The 25,663-nt window shown below is 63.3% G+C and carries 27 protein-coding genes; 9 read left to right on the forward strand and 18 right to left on the reverse strand.

The features are described 5' to 3' along the window. Positions 1-26: 26 nt before the first annotated feature. The 5 genes from AACH87_RS16665 to AACH87_RS16685 all read right to left on the reverse strand — a co-directional run bounded on the left by AACH87_RS16665 (position 27) and on the right by AACH87_RS16685 (position 7,518). Entirely contained in the window at positions 27-377 is a 351-nt protein-coding gene (locus AACH87_RS16665) for a hypothetical protein (protein WP_338795616.1), read from the reverse strand. 75 nt (positions 378-452) lie between these two features. Further along, entirely contained in the window at positions 453-3,059 is a 2,607-nt protein-coding gene (gene clpB, locus AACH87_RS16670) for an ATP-dependent chaperone ClpB (RefSeq protein WP_338795617.1), read from the reverse strand. 177 nt (positions 3,060-3,236) lie between these two features. After that, positions 3,237-6,629, reverse strand: a complete 3,393-nt coding sequence (locus tag AACH87_RS16675; RefSeq protein WP_338795618.1) for a kelch repeat-containing protein — start codon at positions 6,627-6,629, stop codon at positions 3,237-3,239. A gap of 145 nt (positions 6,630-6,774) precedes the next feature. After that, on the reverse strand, positions 6,775-7,254 hold the full coding sequence (locus AACH87_RS16680; protein WP_338795620.1) for a molybdenum cofactor biosynthesis protein MoaE: 480 nt from the start codon (positions 7,252-7,254) through the stop codon (positions 6,775-6,777). A 33-nt stretch (positions 7,255-7,287) separates the two neighbouring features. Next, a complete protein-coding gene (locus tag AACH87_RS16685; protein WP_338795621.1) occupies positions 7,288-7,518 on the reverse strand; it encodes a hypothetical protein in 231 nt (76 codons plus the stop codon). A gap of 101 nt (positions 7,519-7,619) precedes the next feature. On the opposite strand from AACH87_RS16685, the gene AACH87_RS16690 reads away from it, so the two are divergent. From AACH87_RS16690 to AACH87_RS16705, 4 genes are all read left to right on the forward strand, one after another. Next, positions 7,620-7,874 (forward strand): hypothetical protein, encoded by a 255-nt coding sequence (locus tag AACH87_RS16690; RefSeq protein WP_338795622.1) that lies wholly within the window; start codon positions 7,620-7,622, stop codon positions 7,872-7,874. Positions 7,875-7,899: 25 nt separating this feature from the next. Next, positions 7,900-8,781 carry a hypothetical protein gene (locus AACH87_RS16695; RefSeq protein WP_338795623.1) on the forward strand — a complete coding sequence of 294 codons (882 nt, stop codon included), beginning with the start codon at positions 7,900-7,902 and terminating at the stop codon, positions 8,779-8,781. Between the two features lie 16 nt (positions 8,782-8,797). Then, a complete protein-coding gene (locus AACH87_RS16700) occupies positions 8,798-9,136 on the forward strand; it encodes a hypothetical protein (protein ID WP_338798999.1) in 339 nt (112 codons plus the stop codon). A gap of 274 nt (positions 9,137-9,410) precedes the next feature. Continuing rightward, the gene (locus tag AACH87_RS16705) at positions 9,411-10,334 is read left to right on the forward strand and encodes a 4-hydroxy-tetrahydrodipicolinate synthase (protein ID WP_338795624.1); all 924 of its coding nucleotides are present in this window, start codon (positions 9,411-9,413) and stop codon (positions 10,332-10,334) included. Here AACH87_RS16705 and moaD read toward each other — a convergent pair. The 8 genes from moaD to AACH87_RS16745 form a co-directional block, all read right to left on the reverse strand. After that, on the reverse strand, positions 10,321-10,572 hold the full coding sequence (gene moaD / locus AACH87_RS16710) for a molybdopterin converting factor subunit 1 (RefSeq protein WP_338795625.1): 252 nt from the start codon (positions 10,570-10,572) through the stop codon (positions 10,321-10,323). The genes AACH87_RS16705 and moaD overlap by 14 nt on opposite strands. Continuing rightward, positions 10,569-11,825, reverse strand: a complete 1,257-nt coding sequence (gene glp / locus AACH87_RS16715; RefSeq protein ID WP_338795626.1) for a gephyrin-like molybdotransferase Glp — start codon at positions 11,823-11,825, stop codon at positions 10,569-10,571. The genes moaD and glp overlap by 4 nt, the downstream gene beginning before the upstream one ends. Beyond that, on the reverse strand, positions 11,825-12,376 hold the full coding sequence (gene mobB / locus AACH87_RS16720; RefSeq protein ID WP_338795627.1) for a molybdopterin-guanine dinucleotide biosynthesis protein B: 552 nt from the start codon (positions 12,374-12,376) through the stop codon (positions 11,825-11,827). The genes glp and mobB overlap by 1 nt, the downstream gene beginning before the upstream one ends. 161 nt (positions 12,377-12,537) lie before the next feature. Next, positions 12,538-13,983 (reverse strand): threonine synthase, encoded by a 1,446-nt coding sequence (thrC, locus tag AACH87_RS16725; protein ID WP_338795628.1) that lies wholly within the window; start codon positions 13,981-13,983, stop codon positions 12,538-12,540. Between the two features lie 22 nt (positions 13,984-14,005). Beyond that, positions 14,006-14,320 carry a response regulator gene (locus tag AACH87_RS16730; protein ID WP_338795629.1) on the reverse strand — a complete coding sequence of 105 codons (315 nt, stop codon included), beginning with the start codon at positions 14,318-14,320 and terminating at the stop codon, positions 14,006-14,008. Positions 14,321-14,368: 48 nt separating this feature from the next. After that, positions 14,369-15,703 carry a homoserine dehydrogenase gene (locus AACH87_RS16735; RefSeq protein ID WP_338795630.1) on the reverse strand — a complete coding sequence of 445 codons (1,335 nt, stop codon included), beginning with the start codon at positions 15,701-15,703 and terminating at the stop codon, positions 14,369-14,371. 63 nt (positions 15,704-15,766) lie between these two features. Further along, positions 15,767-16,798, reverse strand: coding sequence for a DUF1176 domain-containing protein (locus AACH87_RS16740; protein WP_338795631.1), 1,032 nt, complete (start codon positions 16,796-16,798; stop codon positions 15,767-15,769). Positions 16,799-16,835: 37 nt separating this feature from the next. Beyond that, complete coding sequence (locus tag AACH87_RS16745) at positions 16,836-18,071, reverse strand: pyridoxal phosphate-dependent aminotransferase (RefSeq protein ID WP_338795632.1); 1,236 nt, start codon at positions 18,069-18,071, stop codon at positions 16,836-16,838. 152 nt (positions 18,072-18,223) lie between these two features. On the opposite strand from AACH87_RS16745, the gene AACH87_RS16750 reads away from it, so the two are divergent. From AACH87_RS16750 to AACH87_RS16765, 4 genes are all read left to right on the forward strand, one after another. Continuing rightward, entirely contained in the window at positions 18,224-18,595 is a 372-nt protein-coding gene (locus AACH87_RS16750; RefSeq protein WP_338795633.1) for an Mth938-like domain-containing protein, read from the forward strand. 211 nt (positions 18,596-18,806) lie between these two features. Beyond that, complete coding sequence (locus AACH87_RS16755; RefSeq protein WP_338795634.1) at positions 18,807-19,292, forward strand: peroxiredoxin; 486 nt, start codon at positions 18,807-18,809, stop codon at positions 19,290-19,292. 193 nt (positions 19,293-19,485) lie between these two features. Further along, complete coding sequence (locus tag AACH87_RS16760; RefSeq protein ID WP_338795635.1) at positions 19,486-21,246, forward strand: PhoH family protein; 1,761 nt, start codon at positions 19,486-19,488, stop codon at positions 21,244-21,246. A gap of 2 nt (positions 21,247-21,248) precedes the next feature. Further along, a complete protein-coding gene (locus AACH87_RS16765; RefSeq protein WP_338795636.1) occupies positions 21,249-21,635 on the forward strand; it encodes a hypothetical protein in 387 nt (128 codons plus the stop codon). Positions 21,636-21,793: 158 nt separating this feature from the next. Here AACH87_RS16765 and dnaB read toward each other — a convergent pair whose 3' ends face one another. The 5 genes from dnaB to rpsF form a co-directional block, all read right to left on the reverse strand. Continuing rightward, positions 21,794-23,215 (reverse strand): replicative DNA helicase, encoded by a 1,422-nt coding sequence (gene dnaB, locus AACH87_RS16770; protein WP_338795638.1) that lies wholly within the window; start codon positions 23,213-23,215, stop codon positions 21,794-21,796. Between the two features lie 132 nt (positions 23,216-23,347). Next, positions 23,348-23,800, reverse strand: a complete 453-nt coding sequence (gene rplI, locus AACH87_RS16775; RefSeq protein WP_338795640.1) for a 50S ribosomal protein L9 — start codon at positions 23,798-23,800, stop codon at positions 23,348-23,350. A gap of 11 nt (positions 23,801-23,811) precedes the next feature. Beyond that, a complete protein-coding gene (gene rpsR, locus AACH87_RS16780) occupies positions 23,812-24,093 on the reverse strand; it encodes a 30S ribosomal protein S18 (protein ID WP_044397946.1) in 282 nt (93 codons plus the stop codon). Positions 24,094-24,110: 17 nt separating this feature from the next. Continuing rightward, the gene (priB, locus tag AACH87_RS16785) at positions 24,111-24,401 is read right to left on the reverse strand and encodes a primosomal replication protein N (protein ID WP_044397944.1); all 291 of its coding nucleotides are present in this window, start codon (positions 24,399-24,401) and stop codon (positions 24,111-24,113) included. 15 nt (positions 24,402-24,416) lie between these two features. Further along, a complete protein-coding gene (rpsF, locus tag AACH87_RS16790) occupies positions 24,417-24,794 on the reverse strand; it encodes a 30S ribosomal protein S6 (RefSeq protein WP_015013245.1) in 378 nt (125 codons plus the stop codon). Between the two features lie 269 nt (positions 24,795-25,063). Between rpsF and grpE the strand changes: the two genes are divergently transcribed. Continuing rightward, positions 25,064-25,615: a nucleotide exchange factor GrpE gene (gene grpE, locus AACH87_RS16795; protein WP_338795642.1), complete on the forward strand. Its 552-nt coding sequence runs from the start codon at positions 25,064-25,066 to the stop codon at positions 25,613-25,615. The last annotated feature ends 48 nt before the right edge of the window (positions 25,616-25,663 follow it).

Raw genomic sequence — 25,663 nt, forward strand, 5'->3', positions numbered from 1 at the left:
TTCTACCGCTCTGTGCGAAGCCGCTCTCAGCGTACCTCGCGGGCCTCTACGTCCGTCACCTCGGCTGCGCCGGGCAAGATGCCTCCACGCCGCGCAGCAGGCGCTTCGCCCGCATCGGCAGGGGCTGCAGGGCTGCGCGCCCCGCCAGACCAGCGCTGGGTGGACCGGAACACCGTATCAAAACCCGCACGGGGGTCCATGCGCATCACCCAGGGCGTGACGGGACGGCCCGTAAGTCGCGCCCAGCCTGCACGCAGGGCCCACACCAGAGCCAGCACCATCACAGCGGCCAGCAAGCTCAAGAAGAGCACCACGCCCATGGCCAGGACCACGGCGCGCAGCAACAGGCGCAACAGGCCTGCAACAAAATCGTTCAAACGACACCTCTCATTCACAACATGGGTGGGGTGCCAGGTTCGACCGGATGTGCCACACCCCACCCACCGCGCAAATCAACCCTGCGCTGTGGTGCTGAACTGGAATACACCAGGCTCCAGCACCGGGTTCACATTCACGGCAATCACGCTCTTGGGCGGGAAGCGCCCTTCGAGCAGCAACTTCGACAGCGGGTTCTCGATGCGCTGCTGGATCGCCCGCTTGAGCGGCCGCGCACCAAACACCGGGTCGAACCCCACCTTGGCCAATTCTGCCAAGGCGGCATCAGACACCTGCAACTCCAAATCCATCCGCGCCAGGCGGTTTTGCAACTGCGCCAGCTGGATCTTGGCGATGGCGGCAATGTGCTGCGCATCCAGGCCGTGGAAGACCACCGTCTCGTCAATGCGGTTCAGGAACTCGGGGCGGAAGTGGTTCTTCAGCTCGCCCCACACCGCATCCTTCACCTCCTCATAGTCCTGGCCCACCATGGCCTGGATCAGGTGCGAGCCGATGTTGCTCGTCATCACGATCACCGTGTTCTTGAAGTCCACGGTGCGGCCTTGGCCATCCGTCAGGCGGCCATCGTCCAGCACCTGCAGCAGCACGTTGAACACGTCGGGGTGGGCTTTTTCCACCTCGTCGAGCAGCAGCACGCTGTAGGGCTTGCGACGCACGGCTTCCGTCAGGTAGCCGCCCTCTTCATAGCCCACGTAGCCGGGCGGTGCGCCAATCAGGCGGGCTACCGAGTGCTTCTCCATGAACTCGCTCATGTCGATGCGCACCAGATGCTCTTCGCTGTCGAACAGGAAGCCCGCCAGCGCCTTGCACAGCTCGGTCTTGCCCACGCCCGTGGGGCCGAGGAACAGGAACGAGCCCGTGGGCCGGTTCGGATCGGAGAGGCCCGAGCGCGAGCGGCGGATGGCGTTGGCCACGGCGCTAATGGCTTCGTCCTGCCCCACCACGCGCTCGTGCAGCTTGGTTTCCATCTGCAGCAGCTTGTCTTTTTCGCCCTGCATCATCTTGGCCACAGGGATGCCGGTGGCGCGGCTCACCACCTCGGCAATTTCTTCCGCACCCACCTGCGTGCGCAGCAGCCGGTTGGGGGTGGACGCACCGTCCTTGCCCTCTTCCTTGGCCTGCGCTTCCTTCAGTTGGCGCTCCAGGTCGGGCAGCTTGCCGTACTGCAGCTCGGCCACCTTGTTGAAGTCGCCCTTGCGCTTGAGTTCCTCGATCTGCTGCTTCACTTTCTCGACCTGCTCGCGCACCTGCTGGCTGCCCTGGGCCTGGGCTTTTTCAGCGGTCCACACGTCCTCCAGGTCGGCAATCTCTTTTTGCAGCTTGTCGATCTCTTCCTCCAGCAGCGCCAGGCGCTTTTGCGAGGCCTCGTCCTTCTCCTTTTTCACCGCCTCGCGCTCGATCTGCAGCTGGATCAGGCGGCGGTCGAGCTTGTCGATGGCCTCGGGCTTGGAGTCGATTTCGATCTTGATCTTGGCCGCGGCCTCATCGATCAGGTCAATCGCCTTGTCGGGCAGGAAGCGGTCGGTGATGTAGCGATTGGAGAGTTCAGCCGCAGCCACGATGGCCGGGTCGGTGATCTCCACGCCATGGTGCACTTCGTACTTTTCCTGCAGACCGCGCAGGATGGCGATGGTGGCCTCCACCGTGGGCTCGCCCACCAGGATTTTCTGGAAGCGGCGTTCCAGCGCAGCATCTTTTTCGATGTACTTGCGGTACTCGTCCAGCGTGGTCGCACCCACGCAGTGCAGCTCGCCGCGCGCAAGGGCAGGCTTGAGCATGTTGCCCGCATCCATCGCGCCCTCGCCCTTGCCCGCGCCCACCATGGTGTGCAGCTCGTCGATGAAAACGATGGTCTGGCCTTCGTCCTTGGCCAGTTCGCTCAGCACGGTTTTGAGGCGCTCTTCAAACTCGCCGCGGTACTTGGCACCGGCCAGCAGGGCCGCCATGTCCAGCGAAAGGACGCGCTTGCCCTTGAGCGACTCGGGCACCTCGCCCGCCACGATGCGCTGGGCCAGGCCTTCCACAATCGCGGTCTTGCCCACGCCGGGCTCGCCGATGAGCACCGGGTTGTTCTTGCTGCGGCGCTGCAGCACCTGGATGGCGCGGCGGATTTCGTCGTCGCGGCCAATCACCGGGTCGAGCTTGCCTGCACGGGCGCGCTCGGTCAGGTCCAGGCAGTACTTTTGCAGCGCGCCGCGCTGGCCTTCGGCCTCGGCACTGTCCATCTTCTGGCCGCCACGCACGGCGGTGATGGCAGCCTCCAGGCTCTTGCGGGTCAGGCCGTTGTCTTTGGCGATCTGCGCGACATCGCTTTTGCTGTCGGTCAGCGCCAGCAAGAAGAGTTCGCTGGCAATGAACTGGTCGCCGCGCTTGATGGCTTCTTTCTCGGTGGCCTGCAGCACACGGCCCAGCTCGGGGCCGCCCTGCACCTGGTCGTGCCCCTGCACTTGCGGCAGGCGCTTGATGGCGGCTTCCGCTGCGCTGGTCAGGCCCGGTACGTTGGCGCCCGCGCGCTGCAGCAGCGCTTTGGGGCCGTCGTCCTGCTTGAGCATGGCCAGCAGCACGTGCACGGGCTCAATGTAGGCGTTGTCATGGGCCAGGGCCAGGCTTTGTGCATCGCCCAGGGCTTCCTGGAATTTGGTGGTGAATTTGTCGAGACGCATGGGTGAATGTCCTCCGAATTGCAGAGCACTTGAGGCGGGGTGTGCCTGATTTCAAGACACTGCCCCCGCCTGCCCATTGACCTGCATCAGCGAATCATCCCGCCATCAGCGCCATAGAATGCTATTAATTTTATAGCTTATAGCGCTTACCCCATAAGCGCTAGCAGCCATTTTTCTTCAGTTTTTTGTTGCCCTGCCGACCGAGCGCAGCCGCCCGGGTGCGGGGCCGCCACCCCACCCAGCCGCCAAGCCCAGCAAGGCGGCCAACCCCACCAGGCTCCAGGCCGACAGGGTCGGGATGGCGGCCGGGCCGGAAGCCGCCAGCAACACCGGGACCACGGGGTCATTGATGGTGCCGTCTTGCACGCCAAAGCTGTTGTCGCCCCAGCCGCCGTCCGTCACGTCATACGTCACGGTGTTGCCGCTGATCTGCAGGTTCGCAGGGTCGTAGTAGCGGCTGCGCGCGGGGCTGTCGGGTGTGGGGCCGTACTTTTTCACCGTCATGCCGGTGAGGTCCGGAAACGTGACGGCCACGCGCACGGTAGCGCCCGGCTGGCAATTGACAAGGCGCACGCGGAACGCCCCGTGCGGCAGGGTGCCCCCCGGATAGGGCGCGGGCGCCCCCATAGGGCCGGTGCCCGCCAGGTCCAGCTGGCAGCTGGTGGCATCGTCCACCACGCCCACATTGACAGGGCCCGAGCCCGTGTCCGTGGGCCGGGGCAGGGTTTCAAAACGCGCCTGCACCGTGCAGGCCGCCGTCACCGCCGCCGTGGTGTAAGTGCTGCCCGCCAGTGTGCCGCCGCAGCCCGTGACGGCGGCAATGCGGTAACCCGCTGCGGGGGTGACGGTGAAGCTGCTGACCTGGCCTTCGGTCACGTTGACCATGCCGGTGGGGCTGATGCTGCCGCCAGGCAGGGCCGAAGCCGTCACAGCGTGAAGGATGGGCGTGAAAGCCGCTGTGACGGTGCAGCTCTGCGTGACCGCACTGATGGTGTACTCGTTCTGATCGCGTGTGCCACCACAACCCACCACGGACGCAATTTGATAGCCAGTTTGGGGCGTCACGGTGAAACGGATGGAATCTCCTGCGGGAACCACCTGCGCACCGTTTGGGGAGATGGTGCCCCCGGTCCCGGCCACCGCAGTGACTGTGAGTCCAACCGCGAAACTGGCGGTCACATTGCAATGGGCGGTGATGGGGCCGGTGGTGTACACCGTGCCTACCAGCGTACCGCCGCAGCCCTGAACAGACGCTACCGCGCCTGGGTTGGACCGCACTGTAAACGAAACACGTTCTCCCCTCAGCGCACTCACTGGCAGTGCTGGTGACATATCTCCGCCTTCGTGCCAAGCCGGCGTGACCGCAAACCGCTGCTCGAATTGGTCCACCTCGGTGGTGTGCTGGTTGCCTCCGACCGTTCCCCCCACCCCCAGCGCACGGCCCGAGGGCAGCAGGACCAACCCAAGTTCAGCACGCGCGGTGCGCAAGCTCGTCACCTCGGTCCAGGTGAATCTGGATTCATCAAAGACCAGCGCGCTGTCATACGGACTCGACACAGGCGCACCGGACGTCGCACCATCTCCGCCAGCAATAAGAACGCGGCCATCATCCAGCAGCACGGCTGCGTGCCGCGCCCGGGGCTGCGGCAGATCAGCGACGCGGCGCCATCCCAACTGCGGGTAGTAAAGATAGGCTTCGCTCAGGGCTTGACCGGCGTGATAGCCGCCTGCTGCCAACACCACGCCGGAGCGCAGCTTCGTGAGGGTGGCCTGCCGCATGCTGATCTGCCCTTGGTCGCTCCAGCTGTCGGTCACTGGGTCGTAAAGCTGCGAGGCCTGAGGGACACTGCCAGTGTCCCCGCCCAATACCAGCACCTTGCCGGAAGCCAGCAGCACGGCAGAATGCCCAGAGAAGGGGCGTCCCGGCGCGGCAGCCATCGTCCAAGTATTGAGAGCAGGGTCGTAGATCTCGGCAGAGTCCGCCGCTGCCCCCTCACCACCCAGCACCAGAACACGGCCGTCGTCGAGCAATGTGGCAGAAGGTCGTTCACGGACAACACCCATATCCGGGGTGTTTGTCCAGGTGTCGGTCGCGGGGTCGTAGACCTCCGCGGAGCGGGACGCAATGCCGCCAGCCACCAACACCTTGCCAGATGTCAGCAGCGTGATGGTGTGCCGATGGCGCGGCGCGCCCATGGACGAGGCAGCCGTCCAGCTGTTGAGTGCTGGGTCGTAAAGCTCGGCCGTGGCGACTGGCCCGGCAGCATCCACTCCGCCAGTCGACAGCACTTTGCCGGACGCAAGCAACACGGCTTTCTGATCGCCCCGCGCAGTTCCCTGATCCTGTGCATCTGCCCACAGAGGCCGCTGATAGCGGTAGCTCACGGTACTGGACAGGGCGCCGCTGTTCCCTTCTCCCCCCACCAGGAGCACCTTGCCATCAGCCATCAACGTGGCCGTATGACTGGCTCGCACCTGCGGCATGGATGCATCCATCTGCCAGGTTCTGGTGAAGGGATCGAAACGTTCTGCACTGTCGACTACCAGGCCCGAATAGCCGCCCGCGACAAGCACCTCGCCTGTTGGTAGCAAGCTTGCCGTGTGGCGATAACGCGCAGACGCCATGGAGCCTACAGGGATCCACGTGTCTGTCCCAGGGTCGTACAGCTCTGCAGCGCTGAGAGACATTCCTGCCGTGTCTTTTCCACCGGCCACCAACACTTGCCCCGATGGCAGCAGCGTCGCGGTGTGCCCGTAGCGGGCAACCCCCATGGATCGCGCGGATGACCAGGCATTGGTCGCACGGTCGAAAAGCTCCACAGAAGCCGTTGCACCACCGAGCGTGAGGCCGCCAGCGACCAGCACTTTGCCAGAGGGCAGGAGAACTGCGGTGTGCTGCTCCCTGCGCACCTGCATCGGCTGGGTCGAGGACCAGTAGGAAAAGGATGATGTGTCGAAGTAGTGAGGGACATGCAAAATCTCGCCCTCACCTTCAGTCAGGTTGCCACCAACCACCAACACGTCTCCGCCCGGCAACGAGGTCGCAGTGTGGCGAATCCGAGGCACTTGCATAGAAGGTGCGCGCACGCTCTGCAGTTGCCCCCACGAGTCAGTTTCTAGAAACTCGGCAGAAGCCACCACGGTAGCTGCCGTCGACGAAAAGCCGCCAGTGACCAGGGCACGGTATGAGTTGTGCAGCACGCTGGTGGCTGTATGCCCCTGTCGACTCTCAGACATCCAACCATTGCCATAAAAGTAGCCGCTGTCGCTGAAAAACTCAGTAAAAGCCACTGTGCCAATGTTCCCGTTACCGATCCCTCCCGTGACCATCAGGACCTGCGACGTAACGTTGTCTCCCGACAACGCTGTGGCGTGCTCGGTCCTGGCGAAAGCCATCTCGTAATAGGGTTCGGGATTCCAAGCCCCTGTCTGTGCCCATACCGCAGCGGGCGCGATACCGCCCCACAGGGGCCACACCAGGCAACTCAGACCCAGCCACCGACGGCAAGTGCGAAAGAAAGGCGAGTGTGGCAAATCCAGAATGCGCCACTGCAGTGCGAAAAGTTGCATAACCTTTTGCCAGCCCTTTGTGAGGCAGGAAGATGAAACAAAACGCGCAGTATCGGCAAACTTCCGCCCCCCACCCAGTCCAAACTTTGCATGCATCTGCACGCCGCTCTGCACACAGCAGAGATCCAACGCACAGCGCGCCTGATCAGGCAGCGTTGCCCGCCACAATGCCCCAGCGCGCCAGCGCCGCGTCGTCGCTCACCCGCGCATCCACCCAGCGCGCGCCCTGCGGGGTTTCTTCCTTCTTCCAGAACGGCGCCTGGGTCTTGAGGTAGTCCATCAAAAACTCGCAGGCCTGAAAGCTCTGGCCCCTGTGCGCACTGGTCACCGCCACCAGCACGATCTGGTCGAGCGGCTGCAGCAGGCCCACGCGGTGGATCACGCGGGCGCCGAAAATGTCGAACCGCCGCAAGGCCTCATCCACCATGGCTTCGATGGATTTTTCGGTCATGCCGGGGTAGTGCTCCAGCTCCATGGAGGCGACCGCGTCGCCTTCGTTGCGGTCGCGCACCGTGCCGACAAAGCTGCACACGGCGCCCACGCCCTTGTTCTCGCGGCGCAGGGCGGCGACCTCGGCGCTGAGGTCAAAGTCCTCGGTCTGGATGGAAACGCGGGGCTGGGTCATGGAAGGTCTGGGAAGGGGCAAGGCACTCGGGGTTCAGGGCGCGCGGTGCAGGCGCGGCGCGGCCAGCAGGGCGCGCTCTTCCTCCACCACCTTGTTCAGCTGCACCAGCGCGGGGGTCGATGGCAACTCGGCCAGCAGGGCCTGCAAGCGAGTGATGTCGCCCACCGTGGGCGCCACCTTGATCTGGGCGACGGCGGCAGGGATGTTGCCGCCCCGCACCAGGGCCAGCACCTTGGCGGGCCATTCACTTTTGTTGCGTGCCATAAATAAACAGGTAAAAAGCTTTATCTGTACGATTCGCCTGAACTGTACCCGTTCAGTGCCCGCACTGCCCAACCAGCAGTCGACTATTTCACCCTAACGCCATGGCCACTCAGACCATTGAGACCGACCTCTACAAGCTTTATCCCTCCCCACGCAACGCCACCAAGGACGTGTTTGCACACCAAGTGTTCGTGCCCTACCCCTACGCCCTCATCGATCTCGACGCGATGGACCTGGCGGGCCAAACCACGCTGTTTGCCGCGTGTCGGCTGGCCGACATGAAGATGGGCCAGGTAGTGACGTTCGAACTGGCGGCGGACCAGACACGCTTTGAGCGCCTGTTCACGCCTGACTGAACCTCCCCTGCGCACCATCGAGTCTATGGATTTCGAGGAATCATTCCACCCGCTGGAATCACAGGCCCCCGACGCCTACACCGCGGCCGTGGAGGCCTACTGCCACGGCATCCTGCGCCTGCACTGGAACGAGCGGCTCATCAACAAGATCTTCGGCCGCGCGCTGCAGTCGCACGCCGCCGGGCGGCTGGTGGTGCAGCATTTCCAGTGGCAGCGCGAAGGCGCACCCCGGCCCACGCTGGCACTGCTGCAGCGCCAGGCAGGCAGCGGCGGACGCACGCTGGCCACGTTCTTTGCGGTATTGCGGCTGGCCGGCATGGTCAGTGCAGAGCCCGATGCGGCGGACCGCCGCGTGCGCTACCTGGTGCCCGGCCCGCGGCTGCTGGACGGGCTGCGCACCTGGGTGGTCCACCACCTGCAGTGCGCCGAGGCGCTGGGTGTACTCGCCAGCGGCCATGCCACGCGGCTGCAGGCTGATGCGGACTATTTCGAGTCCTTTCTGTGCCGGGCAGACACCATCCTGGACCGCCTGGCCACGCACCGCGGCCAGTTTGGCGGGTGGGACTGGTTTGACCAGCGCGAGGGCGGCGGGCGCGTGGCCATGCTGCTGCTGCGCGAGCACTGCCGCACCACCGCAGCCAGCCCGGGCAGCGGCCCAGCGCCCCTGTTTCCGCTACGCGCGCAGGAACTGGCCGAGCGGCTGGGGTTTTCGCATTCGCACGTGCGCAACCTGGTCAACGACGCCACGGCCGCGGGCCTGCTCACCCAGGACGCGCGGCGCGGGCTGGTGGCGCTGACGCCCCGCTTCGAGGCCGAGCTGCGCCACTGGCTGCAGCACCTGCTGGGCTGGTTTGCCGAAGCCGCCCAGGCGGCCAGCCGCAGCACGCGGCAGGCCGCGGGCCACTGACACCTTGCAGGACTCTATGTACGACGACAACCAGATCCACGTGCCGCCTTCCTTCATGGCGGTGTATTCCGACGCCCGCGGCCGGCTCACCGCCAGCACGAACGAGGTGCGCACCCGCTACGAGCTGTGCGAAGACCTGGCCGGCCACCTGGTGGAGCAGGCGCAGACGCTGTACCACGTGCAGGCGCCGTCCGAAGCCGAGATCCTGCGGCGCATCCACGCCGGCCTGTGCGCGGCCGAGTCGGGCGTACCGGTGCCCGAAGCCACGTGGATCACCACCCGCCTGGCCGAGCTGCTGAACTGGCCCTGCCCTGCGCTGGTGGTGCCCACGCCACAGCCCCCGGAAGGTTCTTGAGGCGCAGGGGCCGCCCCTGGCTATACTGCCCCGCATGCCCACGCACACCCCTTTTGCCCTGACCGCCGCAGCGACGGCGTCGGTGGCATTGCCGTGCGTGGCCATCGCCAACGCCAAAAAACCCCAGCTCATCTGACCGGAGCTGCATGGTTCCGTCCCGGATGAGCGACGGAACCCTTGGCACAAAACTCCCCTTTTTTGATTCCTGGCATTCCGCGCGCGCACCCTGGTGGCGGTTCTTCCTCTCGGTCGAACCCTCCATGGAGTCTTTCGCATGCCTTCTTCTCTTTCGCAGCCCACCAGCCCCGCCGTGGATGCCGTCTTCAGCGGCCTCTGGATTCCCCTCGTCACCCCGTTCCATGACGGGGCCGTCGACCACCCGGCCCTGGCCGCCATGACCGCCACGCTTGCTCAGTACGGCGTGTCGGGCTTTGTAGCCTGCGGCTCGACCGGCGAGGCTGCGGCGCTGGACAAGGCCGAGCAATTGGCCGTGCTGGAAACGGTGCTGGGCGCCGCGCAGGGACTGCCGGTGGTGATGGGCCTGTCGGGCTACCACCTGGGGCAGACGGTGGAGTGGGTGCAGACGCTGGCGCGCCACCCGCTGGCCGGGCTGCTGGTGCCCGCGCCACATTACATCCGCCCGGGGCAGGACGGCCTGCTGCACTGGTTCCGCACACTGGCCGATGCTAGCCACGTGCCGCTGGTCATCTACGACATCCCCTACCGCACGGGCGCCACGCTGGCCGCCGAGACGCTGCTGGCGCTGGCCGGGCACCCGGGCATCCGCGCCATCAAGGACTGCGGCGGCAACCCGGCCAAGACGCAGGCGCTGATTGCCGACGGCCGTCTGGCGGTACTGGCGGGCGAAGACGCGCAGATGTTCACCACGCTGGCCCTGGGCGGCACCGGCGCCATCGCGGCCAGCGCGCACTGGCAGGCGCCGCAGTTCGTGGCTCTGGTGGCGCTGCTACGCGCGGGGGACCTGGCTGCGGCGCGCCAGCGGTGGCACGCCCTGCAGCCCTGGGTGGAGCTGTGTTTTGCCGAGCCCAACCCGGCACCGCTGAAGGCCGTGCTGGCGCAGGCGGGCTGGATGCGCAATGAGCTTCGGGCGCCGATGATGCCGGCCTCGCAGGGGCTAACAGAACGCCTGCAGCGCTTGCAGCGCCCGCAGGTGGTGGCAGAACTCAGCCGCCCGTAACCGGCGGGAAGAACGCCACCTCGGCCCCGTCGGCCAGGGTGGCGGATTCGTTGCTCAAGGTCTGGTTGAGCGCCATGCGCACCGCCTTGCCACGCGCCAGGCTGGTGGCATGGGCGTCGCCGCGGGCGATGAGTTCGTCGCGCAGCGCGCCCAGGGTGGCGGCGCTGGTTTCCACAGCCTCGCTGCCCTGTCCGATGGCCTCGCGGATGGAGGCGAAGTAGCGGACGGTGATTTTCATGCCAGAAGCTCCGAGAAGGCGATGTACTGCACCGTGTCGCCCGCCGCAATCGTCTGGCCAGCGGGGTTGTCCACCACGCCATCGCCCCAGGCGGCGGAGGTGAGCACGCCCGAGCTTTGGTTGTTGAACAGTTCCAGGCCGCCTTCGGGGTGGTGGCGCACGCGCAGAAACTCACGGCGCTTATCGGCCTTAGGCCAATCAAAACGGGCGGTGGCAGCTATTTTTTTAGGAGCAACATCGGTCACCCCCTGCAGCCGCAGCACAAACGGCCGCACCAGCAGCGCAAACGTCACAAAGCTGGACACCGGGTTGCCCGGCAGGCCCATGAAATGGGCATTACCCACGGTGCCGTAGGCAAAGGGCTTGCCGGGCTTCATGGCGATCTGCCACAGGTCCAGGCGGCCCAGCGACTCCACGGCGGGCTTGATGTGGTCTTCCTCACCCACACTCACCCCGCCGCTGGTCAGGATCAGATCATGCGCGCTGCTCGCATCCCGCAGGGCGGCCACGGTGGCGTCGCGCCGGTCGGGCACGATGCCGAAGTCCGTCACCTCGCAGCCCAGGCGCAGCAGCATGGCGCGCAAAAAGAAGCGGTTGCTGTTGTAGATGGCACCGGGGCGCATCTGCTCGGGTGGCACGTCACCGGGCATGACCAGTTCGTCGCCGGTGGAGAACAAGGCCACGCGCGGGCGGCGGGCCACCTGCAACTGGTGCAGACCAATGCTGGCGGCCAGACCCAGCTCGGCGGGCGACAGGCGCGTGCCCGCGGCCAGCACCACCGCGCCGCGGGTGATGTCTTCGCCCGCACGGCGAATCCACTGCCCCGGCTGAGGCACGGCGTTGATACGTACCTGACCCAGACCGTCACCGGCCTGCGCGGCCAAGGCTTCACAGTCTTCCTGCATCAGGATGGCATCTGCCCCGGCGGGCACTGGTGCGCCGGTGAAGATGCGTGCGGCCGTGCCGGCAGCCAGCGGCTCGCCCGCGCTGCCCGCGGCAATGCGCTGCGACACGGGCAGCACCGTGCCCGGTGCGGTGATGTCAGCGCAGCGCACGGCGTAGCCGTCCATGGAGCTGTTGTCTTGCGGCGGCACATGCAAGACAGACGTGCAATGCTGGGCCAGTACGCGGCCGTCTGCATCAAAGGTGGCCACGGTGTCGGTACCCGCCAGGGGGGTCGCGTGGGCCAGCAGGTCGGCCAGCGCGTCGTCCAGGGGCTTCAAAGGGGCGCGGGGTTTGGCTGAGGCGTTCATCACACGGCTCCGTGCAGTTCCCAGTTGTAATCAAAGCGGTCGCCCTGCTGCAGCAACCAGTCCACCACCTGCGCGGGGGCGTTCAGGTCGAGCAGGGGCAGGCCCGTAGCCACGGGGAGCTGGCCTGGGGCATCGGTGGCTACGGCCACCACAAAGTCGTCCTCGGGGTAGCGCACGGGCTTGGGCTCTTTGCCGGGATCGGCGGCCCGCCACACTTCGATCTTGAGCAGGTCGCTCTCCTTGAAGCCTTCCACCAGCACCCAGTCCACCCCCTGGTACAGCTCGGCCAGCAGGTGGTGCACGTTCAGTTCGGTGGGCTGCTCAAATTCCCGCACCAGCATGAGCCGCTTGCTGGACGCAGCCACCACCTCAAACGCCCCCGCCTCGCGGTGGCGCCATGTGTCTTTGCCCGGATGGTCCAGATCAAAGCTGTGGTGCGCGTGCTTGACCACCGACACCCGGAGGCCACGCATGCGCAGCTCGGGAATCAGTTGCTCTACCAATGTGGTCTTGCCGCTGCCAGAAAACCCGGCAAAGCCTACAACCTTCATCCAATGCTCCTTGATTAGCTATGCTATTTATAGCTGCCAGCGCTTATCCAGTGGGCGCCAGGGGCATTTTTCCTGCCAAACCGGGTATGCCACCCCGTGAGGCCGCCCACAGCCTCCGGGGGCCAAGGCACCCCAGGCCTGCGGGCAGGCTGCGCGCCCCATCAGCCCAGCACGGGCGGTGTGCAGTGGCGCTCGATGTAGGCCTTGACCAAGGTCACGTCAGCGGGCATCACCTGCACACGCTTGGGCAGGTCTTCAATGCCCGCAAACTTGGCGGGTCGATCGGGCGAGTGGCCCAGGGCTTCCTCGATGGTGGCCGCAAACTTGATGGGCAAGGCGGTCTCCAGCACGATCATGGGCACGCTGGCATCGCTGTGGTGCTCCAACGCCACCTTCACGCCGTCGGCGGTGTGGGTGTCGATGGTGACGCCGTGGCGCTGGTAGTTGTCCTTGATGGTGGCCAGGCGGTCCGCATGGGTGCTCTTGCCGCTTTCAAAGCCGTACTTGGCTGCCGCGTCGGCAAAGCGCGGGTCCTGGCTCAGGTCAAACTGGCCCGATTGCGACAGCGCATCACCAAACAATGCCTTAGTCTTGGCACCGTCGCGGCCCAGCAGGTCGAACACGAAACGCTCGAAATTGCTGGCCTTGCTGATGTCCATGGACGGGCTCGACGTTTCGTGCGTGTCGGCACTGCCGCGCACGCGGTACACGCCGGTGCGGAAGAACTCGTCAAGCACGTCGTTCTCATTCGTCGCCACCACCAGCTTGGCAATGGGCAGGCCCATCATGCGCGCCACATGGCCCGCGCACACGTTGCCGAAGTTGCCCGAAGGCACGGTGAAGCTGACCTTCTGGTCGTTGGTCTCGGTGGCCTGGATGTAGCCCGCAAAGTAGTACACCACCTGCGCCAAGAGGCGCGCCCAGTTGATGGAGTTGACGGTGCCGATCTTGTACTTGCGCTTGAACTCCAGGTCGTTGGAGACGGCCTTGACGATGTCCTGGCAGTCATCGAACACGCCTTCAATGGCAATGTTGTGGATGTTCGCGTCCTGCAGGCTGAACATCTGCGCCTGCTGGAAGGGGCTCATGCGGCCGTGCGGGCTGGTCATGAACACGCGAATGCCCTTCTTGCCGCGCATGGCGTACTCGGCGGCGCTGCCGGTGTCGCCGCTGGTGGCACCCAGAATGTTCAGCTCCGCACCACGGCGGCCCAGTTCGTATTCGAACAGGTTGCCCAGCAGTTGCATGGCCATGTCCTTGAAGGCCAGCGTGGGGCCGTTGGACAGAGCTTCAAGCCACATGCTGTTTTCGAGGTGGCGCAGGGGCACGATCTCGCCCGTGCCAAACACCTCGGCGGTGTAGGTCTTGGCGCACAGGGCTTTCAGGTCGGCCGCAGGAATGTCGTCGATGTACAGCGACAGGATCTGGAAGGCCAGCTCGGCATAGCCCTGCTCGTGGTAGGCACGGCGCAGGCGCGTGAGCATGGCGTCATCCACCTGCGGATAGTGCTCAGGCAGGTACAGCCCGCCATCGGGTGCCAGGCCTTCGAGCAGGATGTCGCAAAACTGTTTGCGGTCTGCATGGCCGCGGGTGCTGAGGTATTTCATGAAGGTGTCCCGTCTGTGGGGTTCAAAGGCTGATGCCGTACACGCGGATATCAATGTAAAAACGCGAAGCGACCAGCAGCACAAAACCGCCGATCAGGACAAGCCAGTGCAACGGCCTGTCCTCGTAATTATCGGTGCGCTCCAATAACTCGAAGTACACCCACGCGGCCACGAAGCTGCCCACACCGTTGGCCAGCGCATGCAGGCGCGACATGGAGCCCAGCAGCGCCAGCCCGACCAGCAAACCGAACCAGAACGCCAGGTGCCAGCGCGGCAGCTCTACCAGCGAAAGCTTGAGCAGGGCCACCAGCGTGAGAACGGCGACAAGGGTGGGCATGCGAGGGCATCACAGGCACGGGGCAGGCGACGGCTTCGCGGCAGCTCCTCAGTTGAGCTCTTCCTTGCGGATGCGGGTGATAGGGGCCAGCACCGTAGGCAGAGCCTGCATCTGGGCGATGACGGCGTCCATGGTGCCCTCGCGCGTGTCGTGGGTCAGGATGATGAGGTCGGTCTGCGTGGAGCCTTCGCCGCCCACCTCATCGGCTTCGCGTTGCAGCACGGCATCGATGCTCACACCTGCCTCGGCCAGCAGGCCTGTGACCTTGGCCAGCACACCCGCCTGATCCGCCACGCGCAGGCGCAGGTAGTAGCTCGTCACCACTTCGCTCATGGGCAGCACAGGCAATTGGCCCATGGCGTCGGCCAGCGTGTTGGGCTGGAAGGCCAGGTGGGGCACGCGGTGTTCAGGGTCTGCCGTGTGCAGGCGGGCAATGTCCACCAGGTCGGCAATCACGGCGCTGGCGGTGGGCTCGCTGCCTGCACCCTTGCCGTAGTACAGCGTGGTGCCCACGGCATCGCCCTGCACCACCACGGCGTTCATGGCACCTTCCACATTGGCGATCAGGCGCTTGGCAGGCACCAGGCTGGGGTGCACGCGCAGCTCAATCCCCTTTTCAGCGCGCTTGGTGATGCCCAGCAGCTTGATGCGGTAGCCGAGCTGTTCGGCATATTTGATGTCTGCCGCACCCAGCTTGGTAATGCCTTCCACATAGGCCTTATCGAACTGCACCGGGATGCCGAAAGCGATGGCGCTCATCAGCGTGGCCTTGTGGGCGGCGTCCACGCCCTCAATGTCGAAGGTGGGGTCTGCCTCGGCGTAGCCCAGGCGCTGCGCTTCCTTGAGCACCACGTCAAAGTCCAGGCCCTTGTCGCGCATCTCGCTCAGGATGAAGTTGGTGGTGCCGTTGATGATGCCGGCAATCCACTGGATGCGGTTGGCCGTGAGACCCTCACGCAGCGCCTTGATGATGGGAATGCCACCGGCCACCGCGGCCTCGAACGCCACCATGACGCCCTTGGCAGAAGCAGCCGCAAAAATCTCGGTGCCATGCACTGCCAGCAGCGCCTTGTTGGCGGTCACCACATGCTTGCCTGCAGCAATCGCTTCGAGGACCAGAGCCTTGGCCACGCCGTAGCCGCCAATCAGCTCGATGACGATGTCAATGTCAGGGTTGGCAATCACGGCGCGGGCGTCGTTGACGACTTGCACGTTGGGGCCCACCACGCTCTTGGCGCGCTCCACATCCAGATCGGCCACCATGGCGATCTCGATGCCACGGCCAGCACGGCGGCTGATTTCGTCCTGGTTGCGTTGCAAAACGTTGAACACGCCGCTACCGACGGTGCCGATGCCCAGCAGGCCTACTTGGATGGGTTTCATGGTCATAACTCTCTTCAAATCAAAAATCGTTGGGAATGCAGTGGAAGGCCGCAGGCGTGCCCATCATTGCGGTTGGGTGACGAGCACGGGCAACTGCCACGCCCCGCCGGGAAAGCCCCGGCACATGGAATCGCCGCGCTCACCCGTGAGCACAAAGCCTTTGCCATCAAAAACCCATTCGCGCACCCACCAGCAGTCGCCAATGCCTCGCCCCTTCATGGAGGACTGCACGGTGCCCTTGGCGGGATCAAATTCACCATCCACATCCCCTTGCAGCTCAGGCTGGTAGGGCGGGCGGTCGTTGGCAATGAACAGCAGGCTGCCAAAGTTGTAGGCACCCATGGCGCAAGGAATCTCCAGCAGCACCTTGCGCTCCGTCAGGCGGTGAAGCTTCATCTCCGAGGCCTCTGGAATGCCCCCGGTGCACTGACCTTCCAGCTCGTCGCGCCCCACGGCAGCCAGCACTGGCTTGACCAATGCTGCATCGCCTTTGCGCGCCGCTACGGGTTTCACTCCTTTGATGACGGGCGCAGGCAACGCTGGCAGCACGGAAGACTCTGGCTTGGAGCCCTTGCGCACCAGCGCCCCGGCCGTACCAATGCGGCCCTGCGCTTCATCCATCTTGAGCAGCACGGCATTCGCGCCCGCGAGCGACAACGTCCACAGGTCCTTGCCAGCAGACACCATGGCGTCCTCTGCCTTGATCAACTCCTGTATCAGGCGTGGCACCTGTGCGGCAGGCACCTTGGGGCTGCTGCCTTCGAGTGCAGGCAAGGTGAACTTGCCCACTCGCAACTGCAGCCTGGAAGGATCGGCCTTTTCGGCGTAGACCTGCAACTGCACCTCGACAGGCTCATCAGGCCCTGCCTTGCGGGTGAGCAGCATGGAGACCGGGTCGGAATCACCGCTCTCAGACTGGTAGCCCACCGCCCGGCAGGTGCGGGTGTTGTCGCACTGCAGTGCCCAGTCCTTGTGCGAAAAGCTGACGGTTTTGGAGGCGGAAGGCGTCTGCGCCCATGCGGGAAAAGCCGCCATGGCTAGCAAGCCCGCCATAAGGGCCAGCCTTCTGCCAATCACATCCTGGAGACGGCGCATGAACAAAGTGGGCTTGCTGGGTGAAGGGACCACGGTGTTACGCCGCAGCAGTCTGATGGCGCTTGCGGTATTGCTCCAGAAACCGGGCAACACGGCCGATGGCCTCACGCAGGTCGTCTTCGTGCGGTAGGAAGACGATGCGAAAGTGATCAGGCGCGCCCCAGTTGAACCCGGTGCCCTGCACCAGCATGACCTTCGTTTCCTGTAGCAGTTCCAGGAAGAACTGCTGGTCGTCTTTGATGGGATACACAGCGGGGTCCAGCCGCGGGAACATATACAGCGCAGCCCGGGGCTTGACGCAGGTGACACCAGGGATGGCAGTGATCAGCTCATAGGCCAAATCGCGCTGCTTGCGCAGGCGACCGCCTTCAGAGACCAGGTCATTGATGCTCTGGTAGCCACCCAGGGCTGTTTGCACGGCCCATTGCCCGGGCACGTTGGCACACAGCCGCATGTTCGAGAGCATGTTCAGCCCTTCGATGTAGTCCTTGGCCGGTTTTTTGTCGCCCGACACCACCAACCACCCCGCGCGATAGCCACAGGAGCGGTAGCTTTTGGAGAGCGAGTTGAAAGTCAGTGTCAGCACATCGTCGCTGAGCGAACCCAAGGCCGTGTGCTTGGCACCGTCGTACAACACCTTGTCGTACACCTCATCGGCAAAGACCACCAGGCCATGCTCACGGGCAATGGCGAGGATGCCCTTGAGCAGCTCTTCGGAGTACAGAGCACCCGTGGGGTTGTTGGGGTTGATGACCACAATGCCTTTGGTGCGGGGCGTGACCTTGGAGCGGATGTCGTCCAGATCGGGCATCCAGCCATTGGCCTCATCGCACAGATAGTGCACCGGGGTGCCGCCTGACAGGCTGGCCGCAGCCGTCCACAACGGGTAATCGGGGGATGGCAGCAGCAATTCATCGCCATTGTCCAGCAGCGCATTGGTGGCCATCACGATCAGTTCGCTGGCTCCATTGCCCAGATAGATATCGTCGAGCGTGACACCCTTGATGCCCTGCTTCTGGGTTTCGTGCATCACCGCCTTACGGGCAGCGAAGATGCCTTTGCTGTCGGAGTAACCCGCCGAGTTGGGCAGGTTGCGGATCATGTCCTGCTGGATTTCCTCGGGCGCATCGAAACCAAACACGGCCAGATTGCCGATGTTGAGCTTGATGATCTTGTGGCCGTCCTCCTCCATCTGCTTGGCCGCGTCCATGATGGGCCCACGGATGTCGTAGCAAACATTGGCAAGCTTGGCGGATTTCTGAACGGTCTTCATGGCGGGCGGAGTTGGCGTGGGGACAAAGGCCTACCCGGGCAAGGCATGCCTTGGCGAAACCTATAATTTGACCACAGTTCCGCGCAGTTGCCGTCCCGAACGAGCCCCGTCGTACATGGCCCGCGCCCTCCCTTCGCACCGCAGGCACTCCCATGAAATTCCAGCCCGATCGCTCCAGCGCGCAGACCATTCACGGCTATGGCCCTGGCTGGATCGGTGTGGACGGGACCAAGTACACCCAAAGCCTGATCGTGGGCGCCAACGGACTGCTGGAGATGTGGAACTGCGCACGCTTTGAAGACCTGACAGCCCAGCACTTCGAGCACTTGGCCACACTGGAGGCTGAGGTCATCATCTTTGGCAGTGGCGCGCGCAACCGCTTTCCGCCCGCAGCGTGGCTGCGCCCGTTGGCCGCCCGACAACTGGGACTGGAAACCATGGACACGGCGGCCGCCTGCCGCACCTACAACATCCTGTCGGGCGAGGGCCGCAACGTTGTCGCGGCGCTCATTCTCGAGCCCTGAGGCCGACAGACACGAGGCCTCTCCACCGATCACCGGGCATGCGTTTTGCACGCATGCTTATGCAGATATGTACATACATACAGCCCCGGTGGTTGGCTAAGTATCATTTTCAGAGTAAAATCGCGGGTTGCGGTCGGGGGCACCACCAAGAGCAATAACACACCCGCTCCTCCGGCTTACCAACGACTACATCCTGAGAGATTGAAGTGCTATGGCGATCGTTGTCAACAAACCCCTCCCTGAATTTGAAGCCAACGCGACCGGCGGGATCAAGGTCTCCAACACGTCACACACCGGCCAGATTCTGATTCTGTACTTCTATCCCAAGGACAACACCCCTGGTTGCACCACGGAAGCCATGCAGTTCCGTGACAAGTACAAAGATTTCGTCAAGGCGGGCGCCGCAGTGTTCGGCGTTTCGCGCGACAACATGAAGTCCCACGACGACTTCAAGGAAAAGCTGGAACTGCCTTTCGAGCTGATTGCAGACACCGAAGAAAAAATGTGCCACATGTTCGGCGTGGTCAAAAACAAGATCATGTACGGCAAAAAGGTCAAAGGCATCGAGCGCAGCACGTTCCTGATCGGCCCTGATGGCGTGCTGATCCAGGAATGGCGCGGCCTGAAGGTTCCAGGTCACGTGGACGAAGTGCTCAAGGCGGTCAAGTCGCTCAAGGCCCTGAAAAAGGCCGCCTGAATCACCACCGCTTGAGGGCTGCAAGCAACAAATACGCACAGCCCGGGCGTGCTTGCCGCGCCTTCACACGGAATGGGCATAATGGGTTAATGCCCTTGCACATTGCAAAGCCCCATTCCCATCACAAAAGCCGCCTTGGCCTCCAGGCGGCTTTTTGCTTTCTGAACACCCTTGCCTGAGGCCCTTGCACACCATGCCCCTGCCACCCGCCCCCAGCCGCCGTGCCGCCCTGCTTGCACCAGAGGCGTATGAAAACAAAGCCCGCTCTGCCCGTGCAGCGGCTCGCGCAGTAACGAACCCAGCCGCAGAAGACGACGACAACAACATCGCCGTTCTGGAAGCAAGCACTCCCGCAACGCGGACTCGCGCCTCTCGCGGCTCAAAAGCTTCAGCTACCACGGTCGCTACACCCGCTCCAGTGGCCAAAGCTGCGCCAGCACCCACCGCGCGTCGCGCACCCGCGGCCCCCAAAGAGACTGCAGCAGAACCAGCCACGCTCAGCAGCGCTGCCGCATCCACTACCGAGAGCCGCAGCGCCCGCAGCAAAAAGACACGCTCCCAGGGCCCGACCAAGCTGTTCGTACTGGACACCAACGTGCTCTTGCACGACCCGACCAGCCTGTTCCGCTTTGAAGAGCACGACATCTTCCTGCCCATGATCGTTCTGGAGGAACTGGACGGTCACAAGAAGGGCATGACGGAAGTGGCACGCAATGGCCGCCAGGCCAGCCGCACCCTCGATGCACTGGCAGCGGCCCAGGGCGCAGACATAGCCAAGGGACTCAAGCTGGATTCCACGGGCCAACGCGCCGCAGGCGGACATCTCTTCTTCCAGACGGAACCGCTGGACTACAGCCTGCCCACCAGCCTGCCCCAGGGCAAGGCCGACAACCAGATCCTGGGCGTGGTGGAAGCCCTGCGCAAGCAGCATGCGCCACGCGAGGTGGTGCTCGTATCGAAGGACATCAACATGCGGGTCAAGGCCCGCGCACTCGGTCTGGCAGCCGAGGATTACCAGAACGACAAGGCCCTGGAAGACGGTGACCTGCTCTACGCGGGCGTATTGGCGCTGCCCCCGGATTTCTGGACCAAGAGCGGCAAGAACGTGGAAAGCTGGCAAAGCGGTGCCCACACCTACTACCGCATCAGTGGCCCCATCGTGCCGCAGCTGATGATCAATCAGTTCGTGTACTTTGAAGCTCCCGGCGAGCCCAGCCTGTTCGCCCGCGTGAGCGAAATCCGCGACAAGACTGCGGTACTGCAGACCTTGAAGGATTACGGCTCCACCAAGAATGCTGTCTGGGGCGTGACCACGCGCAACCGCGAGCAGAACTACGCCATGAACCTGCTCATGGATCCTGAGATTGATTTCGTAACGCTCACAGGCACTGCGGGCACCGGCAAGACGCTTCTGGCACTGGCTGCAGGCCTCACCCAAGTGCTGGACGACCGCCGCTACACCGAGATCATCATGACCCGCGCCACGGTGAGCGTGGGTGAGGACATCGGCTTTTTGCCCGGCACCGAAGAGGAAAAGATGGGCCCCTGGATGGGCGCGCTGGATGACAACCTGGAGTTTTTGGCCAAGGGCGACGGCGGCAACGCTGGCGAATGGGGCCGTGCAGCCACCAATGAGCTGATCCGCAGCCGCATCAAGATCAAGAGCATGAACTTCATGCGCGGACGCACCTTCCTGAACAAGTACGTCATCATCGACGAGGCACAGAACCTGACGCCCAAGCAGATGAAGACGCTGATCACGCGCGCAGGCCCCGGCACCAAGATCATCTGCATGGGTAACCTGGCCCAGATTGACACGCCGTACCTCACCGAAGGCTCTTCGGGCCTGACCTACGCCGTAGACCGCTTCAAGGGCTGGCCACACAGCGGCCACATCACCCTGGCCCGTGGCGAACGCTCGCGTCTGGCGGACTTTGCCAGCGAGGTGCTCTGACGATGGTGGGCTGGGTCACTGCACTCAAGCTGGTTCCATGGGGTGATGTGATTGAAGCCACACCCCAGATCCTGCAGGCCGCCAGAAAACTGCTGGGAACAGCGCGCAAGAGCAAGGCTGATACCGCGGTCACCACCTCAGCCGGGCATGTCGAGGCAGAAGCCCAGCTGCCCGCTGCAACGCAGCTGCAGCATCTGCGGGAACGGGTGACACAACTGGAACAGGAACAAATGGACAGCGCAGCGCTGATTCAGTCCCTGGCCCAACAAAACGCCCAGGTGATACAGGCGGTAGATGACCTGCGCCAGCGCTATCGCCGGCTGACGCTGCTTACAGCGGGACTGGGCTGCGTTTGCCTGGGCCTGCTGGTGGCTGTGATCCGGCAATAGCTGCGGCCCGTAAGGGTCTCCATCTGCCCCAGGTTCTGAGCCACAGACAAACCCAAGGGGAAATAAAAAACACCGACCAAACAAAAGTCTGGTCGGTGTTTTGCTATTTATTTGATAGCTTCTCGCGCTTATAGCATGGGCGCTAGAGCCCATTTTTATTAGTAATCATCCCCACCACCCATAGCCAGGTTCTCAAAGCGCGTCTGGTTCTTCTGGAAGAAAAGTTTGACCGTGCCGGTAGGGCCGTTACGCTGCTTGCCAATGATGACCTCGGCCACGTTGGGCTCTTTGCTGTCCTTGTTGTAGTAGTCGTCGCGGTAGATGAACATGATGATGTCAGCATCCTGCTCGATAGCGCCAGATTCACGCAGGTCGGACATCATGGGACGCTTGTCCGTGCGCTGCTCCACCGAACGGTTGAGCTGTGACAGCGCAATCACAGGGCACTGCAGCTCCTTGGCCAGCATCTTCAGCCCCCGGGAGATTTCTCCCAGTTCTGTGGCGCGGTTGTCGGCACTGCCAGCGCCTGAGCCACTCATGAGCTGCAGGTAGTCCACCACGATCAGCCCCAGCTTGCCGCACTGGCGAGCCAAACGTCTGGCGTTGGCGCGCAGTTCCCCAGGGGACAGACCCGGGGTTTCGTCAATGTGCAGAGATACCGTGCGCAGCTTTTCAATCGCCTCGGTCAGGCGCGGCCATTCGTCATCGGTCAGCTTGCCGGTCCGCAGGTTGCCCTGGTTGACCCGACCAATCGAGCCCACAATACGCACCGCCAGCTGAGCGGCACCCATTTCCATCGAAAAAATGGCTACGGGCAGACCTTCATTCAGCGCCACGTGCTCGGCAATGTTCACCGCAAAAGACGTCTTGCCCATGGAAGGGCGGGCTGCCAGAACAATCATGTCCCCCGCCTGCAGGCCGGAAGTCATGCGGTCCAGGTCCGCAAATCCCGTGGGCACGCCGGTCACGTCGGCCGGGTTGTCAGCCATCTCCTGCACTTTGTCGAGCAGGTCCACCACCAGCGTGTCGAGAGACTGGAAACCCTGCTTGTTGCGTGAGCCCTCTTCGCCAATCGCAAAAATCTTGGCTTCGGCTTCGTCCAGAATGCGCTCGACCGTCTTACCCTGCGGATCAAACGCATTGGTAGAGATTTCGTCGCTGGCAGTGACCAGCTTGCGCAGGATCGCCCGCTCCCGAACGATCTCAGCATAGCGGCGGATGTTGCTGGCACTGGGAACGTACTGGGCCAGGTTGTTCAGGTACGTCAGCCCACCCACCTCCTCGGCTTTGCCCAGGCTGCGGAGGTGCTCAAACACGGTGATCACATCAGCGGGCTTGCTCGCATTCACCAAAGTGGCAATGGCCGTGAAGATCAGCTGATGTTCGTGGCGATAGAAGTTGCTCTCGGTCAGCAGGTCGCCCACACGGTCCCAGGCGTTGTTGTCCAGCAGCAGGCCACCCAGCACGCTCGATTCCGCCTCCACGGAATGCGGCGGAATACGCAAACGGGCGACTTCGTTATCCTGAACGTTGGGGGCAGAAAAACCTTGGTCATCTAGCGGGGGAAAAACTGCGGACATGGGAGATTCTCCGAACGAGACCTGAATGCTATCCCGACCCAGGCACCGGCTGCCCAAGCGGAAAACGATGATGGCTGACCCAATGACAAAAGCCGCCCGAGGGCGGCTTTTGCTGGATCACCTGAAAGGGAATTAGGCGGTTTCGCCGTAGACCGAAACAGTCACATCCACCACCACATCGGTGTGCAGAGCAACGCTCACGGTGCTTTCGCCGACCAGCTTGATAGGACCGTTGGGCATACGCACTTGAGCCTTCACGATCTTGTAGCCTTGCTTGTTCAGCTCTTCAGCGATGTCGTGGTTGGTCACGGAACCAAACAGACGGCCATCCACGCCAGCCTTCTGGGTCAGCTTGACGGTAGTGCCACCCAGCTTTTCGCCTTGGGCTTGGGCTTCTGCCAGCTTGGCAGCAGCGGCCTTTTCGAGTTCGGCGCGCTTGGCTTCGAACTCAGCCTTGTTGGCTTCGGTGGCGCGGCGAGCGCGGCCCGAAGGGATCAGGAAGTTACGGGCGTAGCCGTCTTTCACCTTGACGATTTCGCCGAGGTTGCCGAGGTTCACAACCTTGTCGAGCAGAATGATTTGCATGGTTGTGCTCCTTAGATCTTGTGCTGGTCGCTGTAAGGCACCAGGGCCAGGAAGCGGGCACGCTTGATGGCGGTGTTCAGCTGACGCTGGTAGATGGCGCGTGTGCCGGTAAGGCGCGCGGGGATGATCTTGCCGTTTTCGGCGATGAAGTCGCGCAGCGTATCGACATCCTTGTAGTCGATTTCTTCAACGCCCGTCACGGTGAAGCGGCAGAAGCGCTTGCGCTTGAACAGCAGGGACTGGGTGTTGCGCTTTGGGCGCTTGTCTTTGTTGAACTTCTTGAACGTGGCCATTGCGGACCCCTTGAAAATTAATTTTGTTGAATATCCTGGATGTGAAGCACTGCATTCTTGCCGTTGCGCGGGGTGGCCAGAAAACCCGAAAAAGTCCAGAGACTTCCGATGTTCTGCCTTGCCAGCCGCTCGGCCATTGCACCAAAGGCAACGGCCTTGATGGCTGCCTTGACGGCCCGGGGGTGACCTGCTTCTGTCTGTTGCGACTCATGTTCGAGCCGCAGGTTGATGGCAGGCAAACCGGCGGGGGTGTAGCGCAGGGACTCAGCCTCTGCGATACATGCTGTCAAGACGACGCGGTTCTCCACTCCAAAGTGGATGGATCAGCGCTCGCCAGCCGCTGCGTACTCGGCTTGGCTGGCCTTGCGGGCCTCTTCGCGCTCAACAGTCTTCATCATGGAAGATGGGCCAGTCTCAGCCTTCTTCTTCTGAACAGTCAGGTGGCGCAGCACGGCGTCGTTGAACTTGAAGGCGTGCTCCAGCTCGGCCATCACAGCCTGGTCAGCTTCGATGTTCACGCACAGGTAGTGGGCCTTGGCCAGCTTGTTGATCAGGTAGGCCAGTTGACGGCGACCCCAGTCTTCCACGCGGTGCACCTTGCCACCGCCAGCGGTGATCATGCCCTTGTAGCGCTCCAGCATGGCTGGAACTTGTTCGCTTTGATCCGGATGGATCAACAAAATGATTTCGTAGTGACGCATGCATACTCCTTGTGGATGAAGCCGCCCGCAGCGTCTCAATCTGAGCAATGATTTGCTCGCGATTGTGCGGTGTGGCAAGGCAAAGCCGGAAATTATACCTCGCCATACTCCGCTTGTACACTAAGGGCGCCGCAAACGGGCGGCGGAGGCGCTGATACCCCGTGAATCGACCTCAGCCCACCCCGAAGGGGAAGACGCATCTTGAAATGCGCCAATACCCCTCCATCTACCGCGCGTAATCCACTGTTTTCATTCCAAAAGACTTCAATATGTCAGACAACAGCCAGCCCAACACCAACCAAGCCGCACCCTCCCCCGAAGAAGTGGAAGCAGCCATGGCGGCCAACGCCTCTGACGAAATGGAGCGTCTGCAAGCCGAACTGGCAGAGCTGAAAGCCAAGAGCGCCGATCTGGCCGACCAGTTTCTGCGCGCCAAGGCAGAAGCCGAAAACGCCCGCCGCCGCGCTGAAGAGGAAGTCGCCAAGGCACGCAAGTTCGGCATTGAGAGCTTTGCTGAGAGCCTTCTGCCCGTGGCAGACAGCCTGGATGCAGCCCTGGCCATCAAGGAAGCCACCCCCCAGCAACTGCGCGAAGGTGCTGATGCCACGCTGCGCCAGCTGACCTCTGCCCTGGAACGCAACAAGGTGCTAGCCATCAACCCCGCTGCAGGCACCAAGTTTGACCCCCACCAGCACCAGGCCATCAGCGTGGTGCCTGCCGATCAGGAAGCCAATACGGTGGTGGCCGTGCTGCAAAAGGGCTACATGATCGCCGAACGGGTTCTACGGCCCGCGCTCGTCACCGTGACAGCGCCCAAGTAATTTTTTGAGAGGGACGACTTGAAGCAACGCAAGTTATCCACAAGTTAC

Source organism: Acidovorax sp. DW039, assembly GCF_037101375.1.
In the GTDB taxonomy this organism is placed as follows: Bacteria; Pseudomonadota; Gammaproteobacteria; order Burkholderiales; family Burkholderiaceae_C; genus Acidovorax.